The following is a 22,315-nucleotide window of genomic DNA, read 5'->3' as shown; positions in this document are numbered from 1 at the left end:
CGTCAGAACCTGACCCAGCAGCCGCGTACCGCGGAGCAGCTGGCCAACGTTTACCGCGGCGGCTACGTGCTGAAGGATTGTGCCGGTACGCCGGACGTCATCCTGATTGCCACCGGTTCGGAAGTGGGCATCACCGTGGAAGCGGCAGACAAGCTGAGCGCGGCGGGCACCAAGGTGCGCGTGGTCTCGATGCCGTCTACCGACGCCTTCGACAAGCAGGACGCGGCTTACCGTGAATCCGTGCTGCCGGCGGCGGTCACTGCCCGCGTGGCGGTGGAAGCGGGTATCGCGGACTACTGGTACAAGTACGTGGGCCTGAACGGCGCAATCGTGGGCATGACCACCTTTGGTGAGTCGGCACCGGCAGAGCAGCTGTTCAAAGAGTTCGGCTTCACCGTGGATAACGTGGTGGCCAAGGCGCAGGCACTGCTGAAATAAGGCATCTCGCGTCGCATTACCCCAGGCCCGGCATCTTGCCGGGCTTTTTCGTTCTGGTGGAGACTCTTTTTAAAACTCCTATTAACTTCCACTCGATTGAGTTAACCACAAGCAGGTAGTTTATAACTTTACTTTATTTAAAATGACGTCAAAACCCGCACCAGACATAATGAAAATAAAATAACCCCCGCGATAGTTTTATTAAGAAATCAGTTTTCGAGATGTTTATTGATTTTTAGTGCCATTATTTTTATTGCAAAATGGCATATTAATAAGCACCTCATATAACTAATGAAACAGCGCGCCTTGGAACATGCTGTGCACATTTAAACAACAAAAACAAAACAACCAATAAAATCAGTTGATTAAAAACAATCTCGACAAAACACAATAGCCAACAACTATTGATATTTATTTTTTGATCGATACCACCGATAGATTTAACCGATCAAAAGATAAAAATTAATAGATTGAACGATACGAACATAGCGTGTAATTTTCATTCCTATTTTAAAAACCCAAAAGGATAAAATAAAAAAAACAAGAGAAAAGTGTTTCCTTCCGCATTTAGAATCAACTGAGACAATGATATAGGGATATTTAAAACTGACATGAGGGAGACACCATGATTATTATCAGTGAAACACTTGGAAACATAAATCGGCACAAAGAGTGGCAAGACAAGATCCGCGGAACCTCACCAGACTATCTCATTCTGGATTCCGCGCAGTTGGAAAAAGAATGTCATCAACAATCCACCCATGATGGGCTGAGGCTGGCCGTGTTTATGCCACCCAACAGCACGCTGGCGGATGGCGACATTTTAATCTGGGATGAGGAGACGAAAAACGCCGTTATCGTGAAGGTTATCTCGCATGACATTATGGTGATTAACCTGCAGCGCCTGCTCTGCGTCAATGCAGACGCCATTATTCACTATACGTTCAAACTGGGTTTGATTTTGGGGCAGCATAAGCTGCACGCCATGATAAAGAACAACCTGGTTTACGTCCCGATCACCATCGCGACCAGCACGTTGGACGCCCTGTTCAAAGAGAACGGTTTTCACTCCCTGTCCTATTGGTATGTCAACGGTGCCGATATTTCGTCCTTGTTAACCCCCAATGAAATCGATCTGCTGTTCGACGGTATCTTTCCCTCTAGCCATGCGTGACATCAGGAACCTATCCCGCCCGCTGTCAGCATTCTTCTTATAAATCAGAGGCCATTCACCCAAGCAACAGAGTATGAACACCCCAAAAAGCCGATGCGATAAAAGGAGTTTTCCATGGCAATTAATATGCAGATTTTTATTAATGACATGATTAAATGGATAGAAAACAATTTGGGTGCAGAGCTGGATATTGAAACCATTGCCAAGAAATCCGGCTACAGCAGATTCCATATTCAGCGGCTTTTCAAATTGCATGCCGGACTGACCATTGCCCAATATATCAGAATGCGACGAGTCACCGAGGCGGCTATCGCCCTGAGGTTCACCGACAGAAAAATCATGGATATCGCACTAGACTATGGCTTTGACTCTCAGCAGGTTTTTACCCGAATATTCAAAAAACAGCTAAAGACCACGCCAGGCGAGCTGAGGAGAAGCAAGCAATTAAACAATAAGCGGCTCTGCCATTCCTTATACATGCCGACGATGCCACAAAAAATACCGACGGGCCCACCTAACGCCCACAAGCATAGTTAGCGAACGTGGGGTCATCTCGCCGTTCACCGGCGAGATGACCAGCAGGTCTCAGCCCATGATCCGATGAATTTGCAGGTACTGCAGCAGCATGATGGTTTTGCCGTCTTTAATACGGCCGTCGGCAATCATCGCCACCGCTTCGGTAAAGGGCAGTTCTACTACCTCAATATCTTCGTCTTCGATACCGCCGCCAGCCGCATTGCGCTCGTCGTCATGGTACTCGGCAATAAAGAAATGGACGATCTCGGTTACGCCGCCTGGCGACATATAGGCTTCGAAAATCTTCTGCACGTCACCGACCTGAAAACCGGTTTCTTCTACCGCTTCGCGACGTGCGCATTGCTCTGGAGAATCGGCATCCAACAAGCCGGCACAGGCCTCTAACAGCATGCCGCTGTCGTTGCCGTTCACATAGGTCGGCATGCGGAACTGATTGGTCAGCACCACGGTCCCTTTGGCACGGTTGTACAACAAAATGGTTGCGCCATTGCCACGATCGTAGACTTCGCGCATCTGCTGAACGAAACCGCCATCCTTACGCTTGAGATCAAAAGTATATTTGTGCAGCACATACCAGTTATCAGAAAGCAGCTCTTTCTTCACATTCTCAATTTTCGCCGACATGAACCCTTCTTCTTTTCCGTTAGCTGAAACGCAAAAATGATACCGCGATTAAGCGCCGAAGGGGCAATGGATTTGCAACAAAAAGCCCCGCGGCTCATGGAGCGCTACGGGGCATTTGACCGCAAAAGATTTAGAACCCGTTAGGAACGTCGCGCATGTCCGGCAGCTTGTGCGCAATCCCCTTGTGGCAATCGATACAGGTCTTGCCTTCCGTTACCGCCTTGTCGTGCATCTTCGCCGCCACCGTTTTCTGTGCGGTGAAGTCCATATACTCGAAGTTGTGGCAGTTACGGCACTCCTGAGAATCGTTGGCCTTCATTCGCGCCCATTCGTTGCTCGCCATCGCCAGCCGATGCTGGTCAAACTTCTGCGGCGTGTCGATCAGGCCGAACGCCTTGGCGTACAGCTCCTTGCTGGCCTTTATCTTGCGCAGCATTTTCGGCGCCCATTCATGAGGCACATGGCAATCCGGGCAGGTCGCACGCACGCCGCTGCGGTTGTTGTAATGAACCGTGCCCATGTACTCCTCGTAGACGTTTTCACGCATTTCATGGCAGCCGATACAGAACTGCTCGGTATTCGCCGCCTCCATGCCGGTATTGAAGCCGCCCCAGAAGATGATCCCGGCGCCAAAGCCCAGCAGCAACAGCGTGCCCAACGCCAGGCGGCTTGGCCTGCGCCACCAGCGCCATAAACGTAACAGCAGGCCGGGCTTTTTCTCAGTCGTGGTGTGTTTGCGTTCGCTCATAGCTCCCCCGCTTAGCGCCCAAAGCCCGGCATGGGCTGGAAATCATTGCCGACAATCGGCGCCGCGTCGGTTTGCGGTACGTGGCACTGCAGGCAGAAGTAGCGACGTGGCGCGACATCGCTCAGCACCTTGCCGTCCCGGTCCATAAAGTGCGTCGGGCTGATGCGCGGTGCGCCGGTGGTGCGGTAATGCTCCACCCCGTGGCACTGCAGGCAACGGTTGGTGTTCTTGCTGATCTGGTAACCGTCAACGCTGTGCGGGATCATCGGCGGCTGATTGACATAGTTCAGCGCCATCCGTTCCTGCTGTTTCGGCATCGAAATCGGCCCGCCGACCGAGGCGGACACTTCCGGAGACTTGCTGAGATCAACATCACCCGCGGCAAACGCCAGGCCGGCGAACGCCAGCGACAATAAGGTCACCCACAGGGCAAGCGTCTTTTTCATAACAGGGCTTTTCATTTTTATTTGGCTCCCGGGTAATAAAATGGGGTCTTCATTCGCAATTCGTCAGCCTCACACCTTCTGCAACTTCACGGCGCATTTCTTGAAGTCGACTTCTTTAGAAAGCGGATCGGTGGCGTCCAGCGTCAGGTTATTCACCAACTGCGCCGCATCGAAGAACGGCATGTACACCAGTCCTCTTGGCGGGCGGTTACGGCCACGAGTTTCGACAGAACTGATCACCTCACCGCGGCGCGACAGCACCTTGACCTTGTCACCACGACGCAGGCCACGGCTTTTGGCATCCAGCGGATGGATAAACAACACCGCCTGCGGAAAGGCGCGATGCAGCTCCGGTACCCGTCGGGTCATGGTGCCGGTGTGCCAATGCTCCAGCACCCGACCGGTGGAAAGCCAAAGATCGTATTCGCCGTCCGGGCTTTCCGCCGCCGGTTCAAACGGCAGCGCAAAGATCACCGCCTTGCCGTCGGGTTTACCGTAGAAACGCACCGCTTCGCCCGCCTTCACATACGGATCCGTTCCTTCGCGGTAGCGCCACAGCGTTTCTTTGCCGTCCACCACCGGCCAACGCAGACCGCGTGCCTGGTGGTAACTGTCGAACGGCGCCAAATCGTGACCGTGGCCACGCCCGAAACCGGCATACTCCTCAAACAACCCTTTCTGCAGATAGAAGCCGACTTCCCGCGCCTCATCGTTGAGCTGGTCCGCCGGGATTTCCGACAGCGGGTACTTATTGACCTGGCCGTTGGCGAACAGCACGTCGTACAACGTTTTGCCGCGATATTCCGGCTTTTGCGCCAGCAGATCGGCCGGCCACACTTCCTCAACCTTGAAGCGTTTGGAGAACTCCACCAGTTGCCACAGATCGGATTTTGCCTCGCCCGGCGCTTTCACCTGCTGACGCCAGAACTGAGTACGACGCTCCGCATTGCCATAGGCGCCCTCTTTCTCCACCCACATGGCAGTCGGCAGGATCAGATCGGCGGCTAATGCGCTGACGGTCGGATAGGGATCGGACACCACCACGAAGTTGCGCGGATCGCGCCAGCCCGGCATCCTTTCTTCATTGATGTTCGGCCCGGCCTGCATGTTGTTGTTACACATCACCCAGTAGGCGTTCAGCTTGCCGTCTTTCAGCGCACGGTCTTGCGCCACCGCATGCAAACCGACTTTCGCCGGGATGGTGCCGGCCGGCAGTAGCCATTTCTGTTCGGCGATTTGGCGGTGTTTCTCATTGGTGACCACCATGTCAGCCGGCAGACGGTGAGAGAAAGTCCCGACCTCACGTGCGGTGCCGCACGCAGAAGGCTGGCCGGTCAGGGAGAACGGCCCGCAGCCGGGCTTGGAGATCTTGCCGGTCAGCAAATGCAGGTTGTAGCACAGGTTATTGGCCCACACGCCGCGCGTATGCTGGTTGAAGCCCATGGTCCAGTACGACACCACCTTGATGTTCGGGTCGGCATACAGCTTCGCCAGCGCTTCCAACTGGTCTTCCGGAACGCCGCTCATTTGGGCCGTTTTTTCCAGCGTGTATTCCGCCACGAAGGCTTTGTACTCTTCGAAACTCATCGGCTCGGAGGCATCTGAACCCGGGTTTTTCGCTTTTTTCTCCAGCGGATGCGTCGGACGCAAGCCGTAGCCGATATCCGTCGCACCGCGGCGGAAGTTGACGTGCCGATTCAGGAAGTCCTGATCTACCGCGTTGTTTTGAATGATGTAGTTGGCGATGTAGTTCATGATCGCCAAATCGGTCTGCGGCGTGAACACCATGCCGTTGTCCGCCAGTTCGAAGCTGCGGTGCTCAAAGGTGGACAACACCGAGACGTTGACGTGCTGGTTGCTCAGGCGACGGTCGGTAATGCGCGACCACAGGATCGGGTGCATCTCCGCCATGTTGGAGCCCCACAGCACAAAGGCGTCGGCCTGCTCGATATCGTCATAGCAGCCCATAGGCTCGTCCATGCCGAAGGTACGCATAAAGCCCACCACCGCCGACGCCATGCAGTGACGTGCGTTAGGATCCAGGTTATTGGAACGCAGCCCGGCCTTGAGCAACTTGGCGGCAGCGTAGCCTTCCCACACCGTCCACTGGCCGGAGCCGAACATACCGACCGCCTCTGGGCCTTTCTCTTTCAAAGCCTGCTTGAACTTGTCGGCCATGACGTCGAAAGCCTGCTGCCAGCTGACCGGGGTAAATTCGCCTTCTTTATGGTACTGGCCGTCTTTCATGCGCAGCAGCGGCTGAGTCAGACGGTCTTTGCCGTACATGATTTTTGGCAGGAAATAGCCTTTGATGCAGCTCAACCCACGGTTGACCGCCGCGTCCGGATCGCCCTGCGAGGCAACGATACGGCCATTCTGAGTGCCGACCAGCACCCCGCAGCCGGTGCCGCAGAAACGGCATGGCGCTTTGTCCCATTTGATAGCGTCAGCACTGCCCGCCACCGCCTGTGCCACCGTGGGAATAGTCAGCCCGGCGGCGGCCGCAGCGGCTACCGCGGCATTAGCTTTCATGAAGTCTCGACGACTGAGTTTCATGGCGTTACCTCACCTTGAGTGTCCTGCTGGTGATAAACCAGCGATACCGCCAGCACGCCGTCCAGATTGCGCACCGACTCAATTTTTTCCAGCAGCCCTTGAGAGCATGCCGCTTGCATCACTACCACCAGCTTGCCGTTCTGCTGATCCTGCGCCGGAATTTCCGTGTCAGCGATCGCCAGCAAGGCCGTGACGAGTTGGGGAAAGCTTTCCGGTCTCGCCTGCACGACCAGACCGCTGACATGCCATTCGCTATTCATCATTATTATTTTCGCTCTGGGTTAAGGTGACGGCGCCGGTCGGGCAACCGGCGACACAGGCGCCGCAGCCGTTGCAGGCTGCCGCATCCAATACCGGCTGCGCCATTTCGCCCAAGCGGGGCCGAAAGCGGATCGCCTGGGGCTCGCAGCTGTCCTGGCAGCTGCGGCACTCCACGCCCCGCTGTGCCAGGCAGGCAGTACCGAATACCGCGTGTTGTCGCCAGGGGGTTTCCGTCAGTGGACGAAACACGGGTTCCGCGCAGGCCTGCGCACAACGCCCGCAAAACGTGCATTCCGCGCGTTGGAAATCAATTTCGGGAAAACCGCCGCTGCCGCTGATGAGCACCCCGGTTTCACAGGCGCGAACGCAGGCCTGACAGCGGGTGCAATCGGTAATAAAAAGGGATCCTTGCCGCGACCACGGGGGACGGATCGCAGCGGTTGGCTGACGCCATTGTCCTCCGAGCAGTTTGCGTCGCGACAATATGGTCATGCTGGTTATCCTTGACATTGCAAACACGGCATCGCGTGTAAATAGAACCTGTTTTTGTATTGTTATTGTTGCTGCTGTGCCCAGTGGGTTTCATCATGCTGACAGGCATAAACCCCTGAGAAAGACGGGGGTAAGATAAGAGGAGCGCGGGGGGTATATAATCCCCCTAAAGGGGTAAATACGGGGGTAGCTTGCGCCAGATCAATCTATTAATGGGGGTCGCGGGGTTTTCGTCCCCGATCTGCCGTCAAACGCTATCTAGTTGATTATATAACGTAGGTGCTTACCGCTGCGACGAACGACCTGGCGCACAATGCCGCGCATTTTAGTTGCAAAAGTTATAATTTTGCTTTCGAATGAAACCCGGCAATGCCCATTGCCTGCAAGAGAAGGATGAAGGATTGCTTGTTAAACGTTCAGTGACCAGCAGCCTGGCCAAGGCGCTGTTTTGCATTGTGATTCTGTCCGTGCTCTCTACCGGGTTGGCGCTGACCACCGTCGCGGACAGCCTGCGCGATGCCGAAGCGGTCAACATCGCCGGTTCACTGCGCATGCAGAGCTACCGGCTGGCCTATGATCTCACCCGCTCCGCCCCGGAGCTGGAACAACACCTGCTGCAGTATCAGCAGTCTCTGCAGGCCCCGGCATTGCAAAAGCTCGATCGTTTTTACGTGCCTGCAGACGTGCGGGAAAAATACCTGTCGCTGCAGCACGCCTGGCAACCGCTGGCACAGCAAATCCAGGCCGGTCAGTCGGCCGATTATCAGGCCAATATCGCCGGCTATGTGAACCAGATTGACCATTTCGTGTTAGCGCTGCAGCGTTATTCCGAGTTGAAACTGACCATCGTGGCCACCATTAGCGTCGTGGGCTATATCGCCATCATCGGTCTGGTGCTGTTTTGCATCCGCTTTATGCGCCGTCAGGTAGTGGCGCCGCTCAAGCATCTGGTGGACGCCAGCCAGCGTGTGCAACAGCGCGATTTTAACCATCTCCCGTTGGATACCGCACTGCCGAACGAGCTGGGCGTGCTGTCGCAGGCCTTTACCGCCATGTCCGGCGATCTGGCCAAACTTTACCAGTCGCTGGAACAGAAAGTGCAGGTGAAAACCCAGCGCCTGCAGCAGGCGAACAAGACGCTGGAGGTGCTGTACAACTGCTCGCAGGCGCTGAGCGTGCGGCAGATAGATCAGCAGGCTTTTGAGAAAATCCTGCATATCGTGCGTCAAAGTGAAGATTTGCACTGCATCCGCTTAAAAGTGGCGGACAGCCTCAGCGAATGGCAGTTGCACAGCGGTCTCCCTTCGTCGACGCTGGACTGGCAATCGCTGACCATCATCCAGGGCGACAAACCTCTGGGGGAACTGAGCTGGCAATATCAGGAACACCCGCCGCATCCGCACCTGATGCAGAGCGTGGCCAACATGCTCAGCCGCGGGGTTTATTTTAACCGTGCGCAGAAACAGCACATGCAATTCCTGTTGATGGAAGAGCGCGCCACCATCGCCCGGGAACTGCACGACTCTCTGGCGCAGGCCCTGTCGTTTTTACGTATTCAGCTCACTTTGCTCAAGCGCACGTTGGCGGACAGCACCCCCGACGCACAAGAGATTATCGCCGATTTTGATCGGGCTCTGGCCGATGCTTATCGCCAGCTGCGCGAGCTATTGACCACCTTCCGCCTGAACATTCAGGAAGCCGACTTGAACACCGCATTGAACCAATTGTTGGCGCCATTAAAGGTTCTTACCGCAGCGCGGATTCAGTTACACTGTCGGCTTTCTTCCCAGGCGCTTAACGCTCAGCAGCAGGTACATGCGCTGCAAATTGTGCGTGAAGCGGTGCTCAACGCCATCAAACATGCCGATGCACGGGAGATCGTGATTCGCTGTGAGGTCACGGCCGAGGGTGACAACAGGATCAGCATCGCTGACGATGGCTGCGGTATTGCCAGCCTGAATGAACCTGAAGGTCACTACGGGCTGACCATCATGAGCGAACGCGCCGCGCGGCTGGGGGGAACGCTGCGCATCCAGCGGGGTGAGCCAGACGGCACGGAGGTCCGCCTGACATTTCCGCCATAAAACCACGGCCGTTCACCCTTCGTTACGGTTTAACGATGTCCGACGGTCATTTCAGGATGTTTGTGGCGCCAATTGCCACTATTTTATAAGAGTCAGTCCCACTGTGAAGCGTGCTGGACAGCGCGTTTGAGTGGCTTTACTCGCTACAGGGAGCATATTTCATGGTGATGAAGAATTACCGAGTGATGATCGTCGACGACCACCCGCTGATGCGCCGAGGCATCAAGCAGCTGTTGGGGCTGGATCCGCTGTTCAACGTGGTCGCCGAAGCCAGCAACGGCAACGAAGCCATTACTTTCGCGCTGCAGCAGGCTCCGGACGTGATCCTGCTCGATCTGAATATGAAAGGTTTGTCCGGCCTGGACACGCTGAAAGCGCTGCGCAATGAAGGCGTCGATGCGCGGATCATCGTGCTGACGGTATCAGACTCGCGCAACGACGTTTATGCGCTGATTGACGCGGGAGCCGACGGCTACCTGCTGAAAGACAGCGAACCTGAACAGCTGCTGGAGCATATTCGCTCAGCGGCGGAAGGACAAAACGTGATCAGCGACGCGGTGGCGGACTACCTGTTATCCCGCAGTGAACAACATAATCCCTTTGCCGAGTTGACCGAACGCGAGCTGGACGTATTGCAGGAAGTGGCGCGTGGCCTGTCCAATAAACAGGTGGCGGCGCAACTGCATATTTCTGAAGAGACGGTGAAGGTGCATATCCGTAACATGCTGCGCAAACTGGACGTGCGTTCACGGGTGGCCGCGACGGTGATGTATCTGGAACACCGGAGTCAATAAGGCTTCCCCGGCGCGCCGGGGAGGGTTTATTCGATGGCGGCAAGCAGCGCCTGATGATGCTGGTGAACCCAGCTCTTGTTGATCGGCCCCCAGCTTTCCAACTGGTAAAAACCGTCGTTATTGCGCACGCCCTGCTGAACAAACTGCAACGCCACTCCCAAGCCCGGCAAGGCTTTCAACACGTCTTGCAGGGTGCGACGCGGCCAACCGGTCAATTCCATCAGCCGCGGGACGTTTGGCCGTTCGCTGTGGCTGATTAACCAGCACAGATAAAGACGACGGGCAAATACCGGGTTAATTTCCATGCCTTGCTCCTGCTTTAAGGTGAGTCCTGATGACGTCGCGGGAACCCCAGCGGTCAGGTCCTTGATTGCAATAAAATTGTCTTAATGACGTTTTTAACGGCAATGATGGCAATATTGCGCGTTTATCCTACCGTTATTTACATTATCTCCTTTTTTTCTCCACGCTTTACTCCCACTTCCCGAGTAAAGTGCATAAGCGCCGGAATCCTTCCCAGCCGCTGATAAACGCAATTCTGATGCGTCTTAAAGATAGAACAAGTCACAACGAGGTTCGCGCTGCATGGCCAATTTTTTTATTGATCGCCCGATTTTCGCCTGGGTTCTGGCAATTATTCTTTGCCTGACCGGCGCCTTGGCGATTTTTTCATTACCGGTGGAACAGTACCCTAACCTCGCGCCGCCAAACGTTCGCATCAGCGCCAACTATCCTGGCGCCTCGGCGCAAACGCTGGAAAACACCGTCACCCAAATTATCGAACAGAACATGACCGGCCTGGACAACATGATGTACATGTCGTCACAGAGCACCAATACCGGCCGGGCGACGGTCACGCTGACCTTTGAGGCCGGCACCGATCCTAACGAGGCGATGCAGCAGGTGCAAAACCAGCTGCAGGCGGCTATCAAACGGCTGCCGCAGGCGGTGCAGACCCAGGGCGTGACGGTGTCGAAATCCGGCGATACCACGCTGATGATGGTGGCCTTCGTCTCCACCGACGGCAGCATGGACAAGCAGGACATTGCCGATTACATCGTTTCCAACCTGCAGGATCCGCTCAGCCGTATCAACGGCGTGGGCAGCATGGACGTCTACGGCTCGCAATACGCCATGCGCATCTGGCTCGATCCCAACAAGCTCAACAGCTACCAGCTCACCACCCAGGACGTGGTCAGCGCGATCCAATCGCAGAATGCGCAGGTGGCGGTCGGCCAGCTTGGCGGTACGCCGTCGGTCGATAAGCAGGCGCTCAACGCCACCATTAACGCACAATCGCAGTTGCAAACGCCGGAACAATTCAAGCAAATCACCCTGCGGGTCAATCAGGACGGCTCACTGGTGACGCTGGGCGATGTTTCCACCATCGAACTGGGTGGCGAAAACTACGATTACCTCAGCCGCTATAACGGTATGCAGGCCGCCGGCATGAACATCAAGCTGGCGTCCGGGGCCAACGAGCTGCAAACCGATCAGTTGGTGAAAGACAAGATTGCCGAACTGTCGCAGTATTTCCCGCACGGGCTGGAGGCGAAAGTCGCCTATGAAACCACCCCGTTCGTTAAGGCCTCAATCAAAGACGTGGTGAAAACCCTGCTGGAAGCCATTGTATTGGTGTTCCTGGTGATGTACCTGTTCCTGCAGAATTTCCGCGCCACGCTGATCCCCACCATCGCCGTGCCGGTGGTGCTGATGGGCACCTTTGCCATCCTTTCCGCCTGCGGATTCAGTATCAACACCCTGACCATGTTCGCCATGGTGCTGGCCATCGGGCTGCTGGTGGATGACGCCATCGTGGTGGTGGAAAACGTCGAACGCGTGATGAGCGAAGAAGGCTTGCCGCCACGGGAAGCTACGCGCAAATCCATGGGGCAAATCCAGAGTGCGTTGGTCGGTATCGCCATGGTGCTGTCGGCGGTATTTATCCCGATGGCGTTCTTCGGCGGCACTACCGGCGCCATTTACCGCCAGTTCTCCATCACCATCGTTTCCGCCATGGTGCTGTCGGTGCTGGTGGCGATGATCCTGACCCCTGCCCTGTGCGCCACCCTGCTCAAACCCATTGCCAAAGGCCACCATCACGGCAAGCGCGGCTTCTTCGGCTGGTTCAACCGCATGTTCAACCGCAACGCCGACCGCTACGAGCGTGGTGTGGCGCGGGTGCTCCATTCCAGCCTGCGTTATATGCTGATTTACGTGTTGCTGCTCGGCGGGATGGCGCTGCTGTTCATCAAGCTGCCGACCTCCTTCCTGCCTCAGGAGGACCGTGGCGTATTCACCGTTCAGGTGCAGCTGCCGCCAGGATCGACCCTGCAGCAAACCACCAAGGTCGTGGAAAAGGTGGAAAACTACTTCCTGACCAAAGAAAAAGAAGATGTGCTGTCGGTGTTCTCCACCATCGGTGCCGGGCCGGGCGGTAACGGACAGAACGTGGCGCGTATGTTTATTCGTTTGAAAGACTGGGAGTTGCGCACCTCAGGTGCCAACAGCTCTTTCGATATCATCGATCGCGCGACTCATGAGTTTAATAAGATTAACGAGGCTCGGGTGATAGCCAGCAGCCCGCCGGCCATCACCGGCCTGGGCAACTCATCCGGTTTCGATATGGAACTGGAAGATCACGCAGGCCAGGGGCACGACAAACTGATGGCGGCACGCGATCAGTTGCTGCAACTGGCTGCGGCCAATCCCCTGCTTTCACGGGTGCGTCACAATGGCCTGGATGACAGCCCGCAGTTGCAAATCGATATCGACCAACGCAAGGCGCAGGCGCTGGGCGTCTCCATCGATGACATCAACAACACGCTGTCGACAGCCTGGGGTTCCACCTACGTCAACGACTTTGTCGATCGCGGCCGGGTGAAGAAGGTTTATGTGCAGGCTGCCGCACCGTTCCGCATGCTGCCCGGCGACATCGACAAATGGTACGTGCGTAACAGCGCAGGCGGCATGGTGCCGTTCACCGCCTTCGCCACCTCGCATTGGGAATACGGCTCACCGCGTCTGGAACGCTATAACGGCAACTCGGCGTTGGAGATTGTCGGCGAAGCGGCTGAGGGCGTCAGTAGCGGTACCGCGATGGCGGAAATGGAGAAAATCGTCAGCCAGTTACCGACCGGCTTCGGTCTGGAATGGACCGCCATGTCCTACCAGGAACGCCTTTCCGGTTCGCAAGCACCGGCGCTGTACGCCATTTCACTGCTGGTGGTGTTCCTGTGCCTGGCAGCGCTTTATGAAAGCTGGTCGATTCCGTTCTCGGTGATGCTGGTGGTGCCGCTCGGCCTGATTGGTGCCGTTGCCGCCACCTGGCTGCGTGGATTGGAGAATGACGTTTACTTCCAGGTGGGGATGCTGACCATTATCGGGCTGTCGGCGAAAAACGCCATTCTGATCGTCGAATTCGCCAACGAGCTGAATCAAAAAGGGCAAGATTTGATGTCGGCCACGCTGGAAGCCTCGCGCATGCGCCTGCGGCCGATTTTGATGACCTCGCTGGCCTTTATCTTCGGCGTGCTGCCGATGACCATCAGCAGCGGCGCCGGCTCCGGCAGCCAACATGCGGTGGGCACCGGGGTGATGGGCGGCATGATTTCCGCTACCCTGCTGGCGATCTTCTTCGTGCCATTATTCTTCGTGCTGGTACGCCGCCGTTTCCCAGGCAAGCAGCCTATACCCTAAATAATTAGAGTTGCATCGAGGCGGCAACGCAGCGAATCCCCAGGAGCTTACACTAGTAAGTGACTGGGGTGAGTGAGGAAAGCCAACAAAGATGCAGCTTTAAGTATGACGGGTATATAGCCACCACAACGGATGACACCAGGGAATAACGGACATAAAAAAGCAGCGTCGGGTAACCGATGCTGCTTTATTTCGAACCCGAGGCTCGATCCCAAGGTGTTTCAATGACCAACCAATAAACCAACCTTGCTATCAACTTTACCGCAGTGTCAGTTACCTAACATCTCATCGATGAAGTCTTTCCAGTTTCCCAACTCACGATCAACCATAATAATTCACAACCTCAATTAATAGACGAAGCGAATTCTACGCCTGTTTTTTGAGCAAGTGAAGCACCTCGGGAACGATGCCACCCGCGAAAACAGGGGATAGTGCACATTTTCGTACTTATCTTATCGAGCAAGAACTACGGCTATTCCCTTCCGATATCAATCCAGCAAATGAGATAGATAAAAGATCTAAACCGACCGCCATTGGCTGGCGGCCGGAGCTTTAACTCAGCGAGATTTAGAAATCAACGCGCAGGCCAAGGTTGTAGTGACGGCCTTCAAGCTGCGGATAAGCGCCCCAATTGGTGGTGCGTTTAGGGGCCGTATCCAAGATGTTATACACGCCGGCCATCACCTGGGTGTGCTTATCCAGGCGATAAATCACGCCGGCATCCAACAAGGCATAAGCGCTATAGCGGGTATGATTACCGGTATCCTCGTTGCGGCTGCGATAATTGACCTTGGACCAAACGTCCAATGCCGAAGCTGCGGCCCACTTGGCGGATAAGTTGGCCATGTGTTTCGGGAAGTCATTCAGCGCATAACCCTTGTTGATGCCGTTTTTCTGTTCACTCTTGTTAAACGTATAGTTTGCGCTGAGGTTCAAACTATCGGTCGCCTGCCAATCGGCATTGAGTTCCACACCGTAGACATTGGCCTTGCCGATATTGAAATATTTATCAATGGAATCGGCGTTATAGCCGTTAACCACGCAAGGGTGATTCTCACTCGCCTCGCAGATGTTAACTTCTGCGATTTTGTCCTTGAAGTCGGTATAAAACACCGTGGCGTCGAGGGATAAATCACGGTTGTTGTTCCAGTACAGGCCCAGCTCGGTGTTCACGCTGGTTTCCGGCTTCAGCTCGCTGTTGCCCACCGACAGATAGGGATAAGGCGGGTTGCTGCCACGCGGCGTAATGAATTGATCCGAGTTTTCCCGCAGCGAAGGTTTTTTATAGCCGGAAGAGATACCGCCCTTCAGCGCCCAGGCTTCGTCTAAAATCCAGTTGCCGTAGAGTTTCGGGCTGATGTGGGTGCCGAAGTAGTTGTCCCTGTCCATACGCGCCGAGGTTGTCAGCGAAAAGTCATCGATATTCCACTGCCCTTCGGCAAACAGTGCCCACCCATCACGCGAAATTTTGGTTACCGGATCGATCCCCGGCGCTTTTTTACTGTCGGCGTAGAAATCATCATTGAGCGTTTCGCGGCTGTAATTGGCACCGACGGTCAGGTTATGTTCCCCCAAACTCAGTTTAGCCTGGCTATTCAGCACATAATTTTCGGTCTGGATATGCTGCGGGGCCAGGCTGACGGAGCGATATACCGATTCGCCTTTCTCGTACTGGAAATAACTGGTGGTGGCGACACTGTCATCCGCGTACCAACCTGAATGAGTCAGGCTCAGAGCATCGCGATCGAAGTCCCAGCCCCACGGCGTACCGCCGCCTTTGGCAGAACGGCTGCGTTTTTTCTCCCCTTTGGCCAGGTTCAGATCGAACAGGTTGGTTTCATTGGCGGCAAAGCCGAGCGTCATGTCGAGCGACTTCTTGTTGTTTTTGCTGAAGGCGTTAGGTTTTTCATCTTCACGGCGATCGAGATAGTCCGCCGACAGGCTGAGGCCCAGTACATCGGGCACCAAGGGCCCCATCAAAAACAGATTGGCTTGTTGGGTGTTACCGAAGTCCTGATGCTGTTGCAGGAAGCTGTTGCCGGCAATCGAGCCAATCCACTCCCTTACGCCAAACGGCTTTTTGGTGATCACGTTGACCACGCCGCCAATGGAGTCGGAACCGTATAACGATGACATAGGGCCACGGATCACTTCAATGCGGTCGATGGCCGCCAGCGGCGGTAAAAAACCGGCTTCGGTACCGATATTCTGACCATACGGGCGCGACTCGCCGGTATTTTGTTTGATGCTGTTGACCATGAACGAGGTGTAACTCGAGTCCATGCCGCGGATCATCACATCACCGGTCACTTCGCTCCCGGCCCCGTTGCTGACGAACACCCCGGAGACATCCTGCACCGCTTCGGCGACATCCCGGCTGTTCTGCTTTTCGAAGGTCTTTTTATCGATGACGGAGATACTGGCGGGGGCATATTTTTTGTTCTGCTTGAACCCGGAGGCGGTCACCACGACCTGATCCTCTTGCAAGGCATCCTTGTCTTTTTCTGTCCCGCCTTCCTGTGCGTAAACCTGGGGTGCGCACATCAAAGCCAGCGCAATGGCCGTGGCGATGCGGGAGCCCTTTCCCATGGAGGGTTGATTGATCATTTCCTTTCCTAATAAAGCCTGTTTCCGGTGGGTGTTGTCGCCCACAAAGCCTTCCCAAAACGGCTGACGCAATAAAACGCAGTACGCATCAATGCCACCACGAGCGTCGCCATAACGATCTGTCGTTATGATTTTTTATTTACACTTCTTAACAGTCGCCGGGCGAATATAGCGGATATTTTCAGACATTAAAACGAAATGAAAATCATTACATAGTTTAAACATGCCGGAAACATCGCCATTTAATAACATGATTTTATGAGGGATATTTAATAAATCATTATATTTCAATGCCAAACAACCATATCTTCATATGATGAATTAAATGATATTGATATTAATAATCAATATCATTAGCATCGGCGAATCGTAAACTGATGTAAAGGAATGTATATGAAGATGCACCTGTCCACTTCAGGCAAAGGTTTCTCCCTCAGCGCCCTGGCGTCTGCCGTGCTGCTGTTGTCTTGTTCAACGCTGGCCGCTGACCTTCCCGAGAGTCAATTTCAAACCAAACCGGTCGGGCACGGCCTGTATGAACTGGCTTTTGATGGCACCAGCAACACCCTGTTTGCCGCCTCTACGCCTTCCTTCGCCAAAGAAAAAAACGGCGGTATCGTCTTTAGAGTCAACCCCGCCACGCTGGCCACCGACGCCAATATCGTCACTAAGCGACGTGCCTTCGCCACCGCATTGGATGAGCAGCGCCATCTGTTGTACATCGGCAACACCGTCGACGGCTCAGTCACGGTGATCGATACCCAGACCGGTAAAGAACTCACGACTATTCAACTCAATGAAAGCGTGAAAGACGATCAGTTTGTCCCGACGCGCGAACTGCTGCTCGATAAGAAAAATCAGCGCCTTTATGTTTCCGGCACGGCGCAAAAAGGCGTGCTGTGGGTCATCGATACCGCCAAGCGGGAAAAAATTGCCACGCTGGACAACATGGGTGAATACCCGACCGGTATTGCGCTGGACAGTGAACGCGGCCATATCTACTGCGTTAACGGCCGTGGCGAACTGATTACGCTGGACGCCACCAGCCATAAGATCCTCAAACGCGTGGTGGTCGAACCGACCAAGAAACACTTCTTCCTCAATGTCGCTCTGGACAGCAAAACCGGTCGTGCGTTTATCACCGATCCGGATCTGCCAAACGTCCTGGTCGTGGACGTCAACAGCGGGAAAATCCTGCACCAGATTGACGTAATCAATTCTCTGGCGGTGCTATTTAACCCGCTGCGCAGCGAGATCTACATCACTCACCGTGAAGCCAAGCGCATCAGCATCGTCGACAGCAACAGCTATCAGGTGAAAAACAGCATCACTACCCATGCATTGCCTAACAGCCTGGCGCTTTCTTCCGACGGCCAGCAGCTGTTCGTCAGCATCAAGCAGTCCAAGGAAGAGATGGAGAAAAAACAGGATTACCTGATCAAGATTGATCTTGGCGGATTGTGAGGCATCTCCATGGCTAGCTTTATGATTCGCCTCTCCGGCGGCGCACTGTTGTGCGTCCCGGTGATGATGGCGCAGGCGGCAGGCACCGAGCAGACCGCCCACAGCCAAAAAGAAGAAACCCTGGAGGTGGTCGCGTCCCCCTTCAGCGATGACGGCAGCACCGAGAATACCGGCTCCTACACCACCAAACAGATGACCACGGCAACCGGGTTGCCGTTGAGCATTAAGGATACGCCACAGTCGGTTTCGGTGATCTCGCGCCAATTGATTGACGATCTCAACGCCAACTCGCTGAAGGAAATTCTGCGCTGGTCTACCGGCGTCAGTGAAAGCAATTACGATAGCGAACGTTCTTCGTTCAACTACCGTGGTTTCAGCGTGGACAGCTATCAATACGATGGTATCCCTACTTTCTTTGACTCGGGCTATTCCGGCGGGGAATCCGAAATTGACTCGATCACGCTCGATCACGTGGAGATCGTCAGGGGTGCGGCAGGATTGTTGAACGGCGTCGGAAACCCGGGCGCTGCGATCAATCTGGTCAGGAAAAAAGCCTCCAGCCTTTCTCCTTTTGCCCGTACCGAGCTTTCGGCCGGTTCCTGGGATCACTATCGCACCACGATCGATGCCGGTACCCCGCTCAATGATGAAGGTACCGTCAGGGTGCGCGTCGCTGCCTCCGATGAACGCAGCCACTCTTTCATGGATCGCCATCAAGAACGCAAAGGGACGGTCTACGGGACGTTGGAAGCTGACCTGACCAGCGCCACCCTGCTACGTCTGGGGGCTGACTATCAGCAAAACCGGCCAAAAGCTTCCACCTGGGGCGGCGCGCTGCCGACCGGCTGGTTCAGCGACGGCAGCGAGATCAACTGGGATCGCCACTACAGCGGGGCTTCTGACTGGTCAAGCTGGGACACCACCCTCAGCACCCAGTTCGCCACGCTGGAACACCAGTTCGCTAACGACTGGAAAGGCGTAGCCAACTACACCCACAACCGTCAGGCCTTCGATGCCAAAATGGCGATGAGCCTCGGCGGCCTGATCGACCCGGACACCTGGGCGGTGAAGCCTTCAACCCCTTACGCCGGGCGCTATGAAGGCTATCGGGATCAGCACGCGGTAGACCTGAAGCTGAACGGGGACTTTCCACTGCTGGGCCGGACCCACAAGTTTGTGGTGGGCAGCTCCTCCGCCTGGCAACACAGCTACAGCACCTATCGCAGTGCCAGCACCACACAGCTGTTTAGCGGCAGCCTGAAGGACTGGAACGGCGGCCTGGGTGAACCTGCGTGGTTAGACAAAATGCCGCAGCAGGATTTCCGTACGCGGCAAATCGGGATTTACAGCAGCGCCGACTTCTCGGTGACGGATCAACTGGATCTGGTGCTCGGTGCCCGCTTCAACAGTTTTAAAAACACCACCACCACCACGGCGAACAAAGTGACTCCGTTCCTGGGGGCGGTGTATAAGCTGACCGATCAGGTCTCTGCCTATGCCAGCTACACCGACATCTTCAAGGACCAGAACTATCTCGACAGCAGCGGCCACTATCTGGCGCCGATCGAAGGGGTCAACAAAGAGGTGGGCATCAAGGCCGCGCTGCTGGATGAGCGTCTCAACGTTTCGCTGTCGGCGTTCCGCATTACTCAGGATAATCTGGGCGTACTGGATGAAAATCCGGAAAACATCAACGCGCTGCAACAGACCTATCATGAGAGTCAGGGCGCAACCAGCAAAGGGGTGGAGTTCGAGCTGAGCGGTGAACTGGCGCAGGGCTGGAATGCCCAGTTGGGCATCACCCATTTCTCCTTGAAGGACAAGGATAAGGTTGATCTCAACACCGAGCAGCCCCGCACTCGCATCACTCTGTTCACCACCTATCAGTTGACGGGTGCGCTGCGCGATCTGACGCTGGGCGGTGGCGCACGCTGGCAGAGTAATGTTTATGCCAACGTCCAGGGCGCCAGCAACGGTGAATTTGTCGAGCGCAAAGCCGAGCAAGGGTCCTACGTGCTGGTCGATGCGATGGCGCGTTACAAGCTGACGCCGCAAACCTCGGTGCAGTTGAACCTGAACAACGTTTTCGACGAGAAATACTACTCGCAGGTGAATTTCTACAGCACCCGCAACTATGGCGAGCCACGTAACGTTATGGTGACGCTGAAGCACGAGTTCTGATCGCTCTACAGTATTAAACGGCCCCGGATAACGGGGCCGATTTATTTCTAACCGCTATATCCCTTGTATGATGAATTCTTCCGTAGTAGCGTGCCAAAGGTATAAAAAACCCCCATTTCTCTGAGGCCATGTCATGTCCCCTACGCTGACCATCGAACAACTGAAAGAGCTGGGCCGTTATCAAGACGCCACCGAACTGGCGCAGCAGCAGTTGCTGCAACAACCGGAAGACGCGGTGCTGCACTACCAATTAGCCTGTCTGTACGACGTGCAAGGATTCGAGCAACAGGCAATTCCCTGCTACCAGGCTGCGCTGGCACGTAATTTACCGGCTCCGCAGCGACAGGAAGCCTGGCTTGGCCTGGGCAGCACCTATCGGGCGCTTGGCCTGTATCAGCAATCGCTGGCCACCTTCGACCAGGGGTTGGCCGAATTTCCCGAGGCCAAAGAGATCACCCTGTTTCGCGCCATGACGCTGTACAACCTGGGTGAAACCAAACAGGCAGTGGCCGATTTGTTGGTGCTGTTAGCGGAAACCTCCTCACACAGCGACATCAGCAGTTATCAGCGCGCCATTCGCCAATACGCTGCCGATCTGGACCGTATCGGCTAGGAGGAAAACATGGAAATTGTCACCGATCCAAATCGCTATGGCGTCGACTGGTCGCAATTGGCCGCGCTGTTGGAAGCTGCTGGGCTGGGCCAACGTGACCCGCAGGTGCTGCAGCGCGTTTACCAACACAGCCAATTTTGCTACTGGGGCTATCGCGACGGCCGATTGATGGCCACCGCCCATGCCATCAGCGACATGACCTCGGTAGCCTATCTGGCCGACGTGGCAATCCATCCGGACTTTCAGGGGCTGGGACTGGGGCGACAGCTGATGGATCGGGTGATGCAGGATTTGGCGCCGCTCGGCAAAGTGTTTATCTACTCGGTTCCCGACAAGCTGGCATTCTATAAAAAATACCGCTTCCGCGAGCTGACCACCGGCATGGTCTATGCTGACAGCGTGGCTTTGGAACGCCTGGAGCAGAATGGCTATGTCCGCTAAACAGTCAATTTAACGAGGAAAGTTGCAGAATATGTCTGACCTATGCTGGCTTGGTGAAACCGAGCTGAAAAGCGACAACGTCAGCCTGCTGCCACTGCGTAGAGAGCATGCGCAGCCCCTGGTACAGGCAGCCGCCGACGGACGCCTTTGGGAACTTTGGTTTACCTCGGTACCCACAGAAAATACCGTCTCAGATTACATCGACTTTGCCTTGAGTGAACAGGCCGCAGGACGAGCGTTGCCGTTCGTCGTCGTGCACAACGCCACGCAAAAAATCATCGGTACCACCCGTGTTTGTCATGCCGATGCGCAAAACCGTCGCGTTGAAATTGGCTACACCTGGTATGCCAAGAGTCATCAAAAAACCACCGTCAACACCGAGTGCAAACTACTGCTGCTCAGTTATCTGTTTGACTCTCTGGCGGTGATTGCCGTTGAGTTTCGCACTCACTGGCACAACCAGGCTTCCAGAGCGGCTATCGCACGACTGGGTGCCAAGCAAGACGGAGTCCTCCGGAATCACCAGAAAAATGCGGATGGCAGCTATCGGGATACGGTGGTTTTCTCCATCATCGACCACGAATGGCCGATGGTGAAAAAGAACCTGGGTTATAAGTTGCGACAGGTCAGAGACGAGTAACGGTCCGCTAAGCTACAGCGTCTTCATCATGAAAACGCGGCTGGTGCCCGCCGGCAGACAGGGTACCTCGCCAAAGCGCGTCCAGCCGTTCAATTCATAAAACTTCGGCGCCTGAAAGCTGATGGTGTACAGCACGGCGGAAACACAGCCTCTGCGCCGCCCTTCCAGCTCGAAACGGCGCAGCAGTTCGCTGCCCAACCCCGATCCGCGCAGCGATTTTGGCAAATGAAACAGATCCACAAACAGCATGCCCAACGATGAACGTCCGCTGATGCCGCCCAACACTTCACCGCTGGCCGGATCTCGCACCACCACCGCCAACGGGCGACGATCGTTGGTGCCGGTTACCTCGTCGTTATATTGATTCAGCCCGGCTTCAATCAGGGCTTCTATTTCTTCCGTCGCATTTTCGGCAACTTCAATCAGGTATTTTTCCATGATCATCTTCTTCTTATGTAGGGTGACTGAATAGCGCACTAAGATTAGCAAAATCCGCCGCAATAAATGCGCGCCGTT

Annotated in this window: 21 protein-coding genes; 11 read left to right on the top strand and 10 right to left on the bottom strand. The window is 55.2% G+C overall.

The genetic code is table 11. The features are described from left to right. The 3 genes from AC1RKC_RS14905 to AC1RKC_RS14895 form a co-directional block, all read left to right on the top strand. Window positions 1–438 (top strand): transketolase-like TK C-terminal-containing protein (locus AC1RKC_RS14905; RefSeq protein ID WP_493092645.1); only part of this gene is annotated, 438 nt, incomplete at its 5' end. Between the two features lie 625 nt (window positions 439–1,063). Then, entirely contained in the window at window positions 1,064–1,612 is a 549-nt protein-coding gene (locus AC1RKC_RS14900; RefSeq protein WP_020828026.1) for an urease accessory protein UreE, read from the top strand. Between the two features lie 114 nt (window positions 1,613–1,726). After that, complete coding sequence (locus AC1RKC_RS14895; RefSeq protein ID WP_020828027.1) at window positions 1,727–2,149, top strand: helix-turn-helix domain-containing protein; 423 nt, start codon at window positions 1,727–1,729, stop codon at window positions 2,147–2,149. A 48-nt stretch (window positions 2,150–2,197) separates the two neighbouring features. Here the strand turns inward: AC1RKC_RS14895 and nudK are convergent, their stop codons facing one another. The 6 genes from nudK to napF all read right to left on the bottom strand — a co-directional run bounded on the left by nudK (window position 2,198) and on the right by napF (window position 7,276). Next, window positions 2,198–2,773, bottom strand: a complete 576-nt coding sequence (gene nudK / locus AC1RKC_RS14890; RefSeq protein WP_490635465.1) for a GDP-mannose pyrophosphatase NudK — start codon at window positions 2,771–2,773, stop codon at window positions 2,198–2,200. A gap of 130 nt (window positions 2,774–2,903) precedes the next feature. Beyond that, window positions 2,904–3,521 (bottom strand): cytochrome c-type protein NapC, encoded by a 618-nt coding sequence (napC, locus tag AC1RKC_RS14885; RefSeq protein ID WP_020828029.1) that lies wholly within the window; start codon window positions 3,519–3,521, stop codon window positions 2,904–2,906. Between the two features lie 11 nt (window positions 3,522–3,532). Next, entirely contained in the window at window positions 3,533–3,982 is a 450-nt protein-coding gene (napB, locus tag AC1RKC_RS14880) for a nitrate reductase cytochrome c-type subunit (protein ID WP_041414810.1), read from the bottom strand. Between the two features lie 54 nt (window positions 3,983–4,036). Continuing rightward, on the bottom strand, window positions 4,037–6,523 hold the full coding sequence (gene napA / locus AC1RKC_RS14875) for a nitrate reductase catalytic subunit NapA (protein WP_020828031.1): 2,487 nt from the start codon (window positions 6,521–6,523) through the stop codon (window positions 4,037–4,039). Next, a complete protein-coding gene (gene napD, locus AC1RKC_RS14870) occupies window positions 6,520–6,786 on the bottom strand; it encodes a chaperone NapD (RefSeq protein WP_020828032.1) in 267 nt (88 codons plus the stop codon). Before napD ends, napA begins: the two co-directional genes overlap by 4 nt. Then, the gene (napF, locus tag AC1RKC_RS14865) at window positions 6,776–7,276 is read right to left on the bottom strand and encodes a ferredoxin-type protein NapF (RefSeq protein WP_020828033.1); all 501 of its coding nucleotides are present in this window, start codon (window positions 7,274–7,276) and stop codon (window positions 6,776–6,778) included. The genes napD and napF overlap by 11 nt, the downstream gene beginning before the upstream one ends. A 401-nt stretch (window positions 7,277–7,677) precedes the next feature. Between napF and narQ the strand changes: the two genes are divergently transcribed. Together narQ and narL are read left to right on the top strand one after the other, a co-directional pair. After that, window positions 7,678–9,360 (top strand): nitrate/nitrite two-component system sensor histidine kinase NarQ, encoded by a 1,683-nt coding sequence (gene narQ / locus AC1RKC_RS14860; RefSeq protein ID WP_046372966.1) that lies wholly within the window; start codon window positions 7,678–7,680, stop codon window positions 9,358–9,360. Window positions 9,361–9,521: 161 nt separating this feature from the next. Beyond that, a complete protein-coding gene (narL, locus tag AC1RKC_RS14855) occupies window positions 9,522–10,154 on the top strand; it encodes a two-component system response regulator NarL (protein ID WP_020828035.1) in 633 nt (210 codons plus the stop codon). A 26-nt stretch (window positions 10,155–10,180) separates the two neighbouring features. Here the strand turns inward: narL and AC1RKC_RS14850 are convergent, their stop codons facing one another. Continuing rightward, window positions 10,181–10,459 (bottom strand): winged helix-turn-helix domain-containing protein, encoded by a 279-nt coding sequence (locus AC1RKC_RS14850; protein WP_020828036.1) that lies wholly within the window; start codon window positions 10,457–10,459, stop codon window positions 10,181–10,183. 280 nt (window positions 10,460–10,739) lie between these two features. Here AC1RKC_RS14850 and acrD point away from each other — a divergent pair, with 280 nt between their 5' ends. Continuing rightward, entirely contained in the window at window positions 10,740–13,853 is a 3,114-nt protein-coding gene (gene acrD / locus AC1RKC_RS14845; protein ID WP_046372965.1) for a multidrug efflux RND transporter permease AcrD, read from the top strand. A 269-nt stretch (window positions 13,854–14,122) separates the two neighbouring features. Here acrD and ypfM read toward each other — a convergent pair whose 3' ends face one another. Then, entirely contained in the window at window positions 14,123–14,182 is a 60-nt protein-coding gene (ypfM, locus tag AC1RKC_RS14840; RefSeq protein ID WP_100396732.1) for a protein YpfM, read from the bottom strand. Between the two features lie 238 nt (window positions 14,183–14,420). Then, window positions 14,421–16,460 carry a TonB-dependent receptor domain-containing protein gene (locus AC1RKC_RS14835; protein ID WP_048762771.1) on the bottom strand — a complete coding sequence of 680 codons (2,040 nt, stop codon included), beginning with the start codon at window positions 16,458–16,460 and terminating at the stop codon, window positions 14,421–14,423. A 393-nt stretch (window positions 16,461–16,853) separates the two neighbouring features. On the opposite strand from AC1RKC_RS14835, the gene yncE reads away from it, so the two are divergent. The 5 genes from yncE to AC1RKC_RS14810 all read left to right on the top strand — a co-directional run bounded on the left by yncE (window position 16,854) and on the right by AC1RKC_RS14810 (window position 21,799). Then, the gene (yncE, locus tag AC1RKC_RS14830) at window positions 16,854–17,924 is read left to right on the top strand and encodes a 7-bladed beta-propeller protein YncE (protein ID WP_493092644.1); all 1,071 of its coding nucleotides are present in this window, start codon (window positions 16,854–16,856) and stop codon (window positions 17,922–17,924) included. Window positions 17,925–17,933: 9 nt separating this feature from the next. After that, window positions 17,934–20,105: a TonB-dependent siderophore receptor gene (locus AC1RKC_RS14825; protein WP_493092643.1), complete on the top strand. Its 2,172-nt coding sequence runs from the start codon at window positions 17,934–17,936 to the stop codon at window positions 20,103–20,105. A 133-nt stretch (window positions 20,106–20,238) separates the two neighbouring features. After that, the gene (locus tag AC1RKC_RS14820; protein ID WP_020828041.1) at window positions 20,239–20,718 is read left to right on the top strand and encodes a tetratricopeptide repeat protein; all 480 of its coding nucleotides are present in this window, start codon (window positions 20,239–20,241) and stop codon (window positions 20,716–20,718) included. 9 nt (window positions 20,719–20,727) lie between these two features. After that, window positions 20,728–21,159 carry a GNAT family N-acetyltransferase gene (locus AC1RKC_RS14815; protein WP_020828042.1) on the top strand — a complete coding sequence of 144 codons (432 nt, stop codon included), beginning with the start codon at window positions 20,728–20,730 and terminating at the stop codon, window positions 21,157–21,159. 31 nt (window positions 21,160–21,190) lie between these two features. Continuing rightward, window positions 21,191–21,799 carry a GNAT family N-acetyltransferase gene (locus AC1RKC_RS14810; protein WP_020828043.1) on the top strand — a complete coding sequence of 203 codons (609 nt, stop codon included), beginning with the start codon at window positions 21,191–21,193 and terminating at the stop codon, window positions 21,797–21,799. Window positions 21,800–21,811: 12 nt separating this feature from the next. On the opposite strand, the gene AC1RKC_RS14805 is transcribed toward AC1RKC_RS14810, so the two are convergent. Next, a complete protein-coding gene (locus tag AC1RKC_RS14805) occupies window positions 21,812–22,237 on the bottom strand; it encodes a GNAT family N-acetyltransferase (protein ID WP_041415576.1) in 426 nt (141 codons plus the stop codon). Window positions 22,238–22,315: the final 78 nt, after the last annotated feature.

It is taken from the genome of Serratia sp. GW822-FHT06E05 (assembly GCF_058799445.1).
The sequence above is the reverse complement of the archived record's forward strand: the minus strand, read 5'-3'. Positions and strand labels throughout refer to the sequence as shown.

Excerpts from the sequence above, each read along its gene's own strand:
- AC1RKC_RS14900 (WP_020828026.1), top strand. The coding sequence starts at position 1,064 with ATGATTATTATCAGTGAAACACTTGGAAACATAAATCGGCACAAAGAG.
- AC1RKC_RS14895 (WP_020828027.1), top strand. The coding sequence starts at position 1,727 with ATGGCAATTAATATGCAGATTTTTATTAATGACATGATTAAATGGATA.
- nudK (WP_490635465.1), bottom strand. The coding sequence starts at position 2,773 with ATGTCGGCGAAAATTGAGAATGTGAAGAAAGAGCTGCTTTCTGATAAC.
- napC (WP_020828029.1), bottom strand. The coding sequence starts at position 3,521 with ATGAGCGAACGCAAACACACCACGACTGAGAAAAAGCCCGGCCTGCTG.
- napB (WP_041414810.1), bottom strand. The coding sequence starts at position 3,982 with ATGAAAAGCCCTGTTATGAAAAAGACGCTTGCCCTGTGGGTGACCTTA.
- napA (WP_020828031.1), bottom strand. The coding sequence starts at position 6,523 with ATGAAACTCAGTCGTCGAGACTTCATGAAAGCTAATGCCGCGGTAGCC.
- napD (WP_020828032.1), bottom strand. The coding sequence starts at position 6,786 with ATGATGAATAGCGAATGGCATGTCAGCGGTCTGGTCGTGCAGGCGAGA.
- napF (WP_020828033.1), bottom strand. The coding sequence starts at position 7,276 with ATGACCATATTGTCGCGACGCAAACTGCTCGGAGGACAATGGCGTCAG.
- narL (WP_020828035.1), top strand. The coding sequence starts at position 9,522 with ATGGTGATGAAGAATTACCGAGTGATGATCGTCGACGACCACCCGCTG.
- AC1RKC_RS14850 (WP_020828036.1), bottom strand. The coding sequence starts at position 10,459 with ATGGAAATTAACCCGGTATTTGCCCGTCGTCTTTATCTGTGCTGGTTA.
- acrD (WP_046372965.1), top strand. The coding sequence starts at position 10,740 with ATGGCCAATTTTTTTATTGATCGCCCGATTTTCGCCTGGGTTCTGGCA.
- AC1RKC_RS14835 (WP_048762771.1), bottom strand. The coding sequence starts at position 16,460 with ATGATCAATCAACCCTCCATGGGAAAGGGCTCCCGCATCGCCACGGCC.
- yncE (WP_493092644.1), top strand. The coding sequence starts at position 16,854 with ATGAAGATGCACCTGTCCACTTCAGGCAAAGGTTTCTCCCTCAGCGCC.
- AC1RKC_RS14825 (WP_493092643.1), top strand. The coding sequence starts at position 17,934 with ATGGCTAGCTTTATGATTCGCCTCTCCGGCGGCGCACTGTTGTGCGTC.
- AC1RKC_RS14820 (WP_020828041.1), top strand. The coding sequence starts at position 20,239 with ATGTCCCCTACGCTGACCATCGAACAACTGAAAGAGCTGGGCCGTTAT.
- AC1RKC_RS14815 (WP_020828042.1), top strand. The coding sequence starts at position 20,728 with ATGGAAATTGTCACCGATCCAAATCGCTATGGCGTCGACTGGTCGCAA.
- AC1RKC_RS14810 (WP_020828043.1), top strand. The coding sequence starts at position 21,191 with ATGTCTGACCTATGCTGGCTTGGTGAAACCGAGCTGAAAAGCGACAAC.
- AC1RKC_RS14805 (WP_041415576.1), bottom strand. The coding sequence starts at position 22,237 with ATGGAAAAATACCTGATTGAAGTTGCCGAAAATGCGACGGAAGAAATA.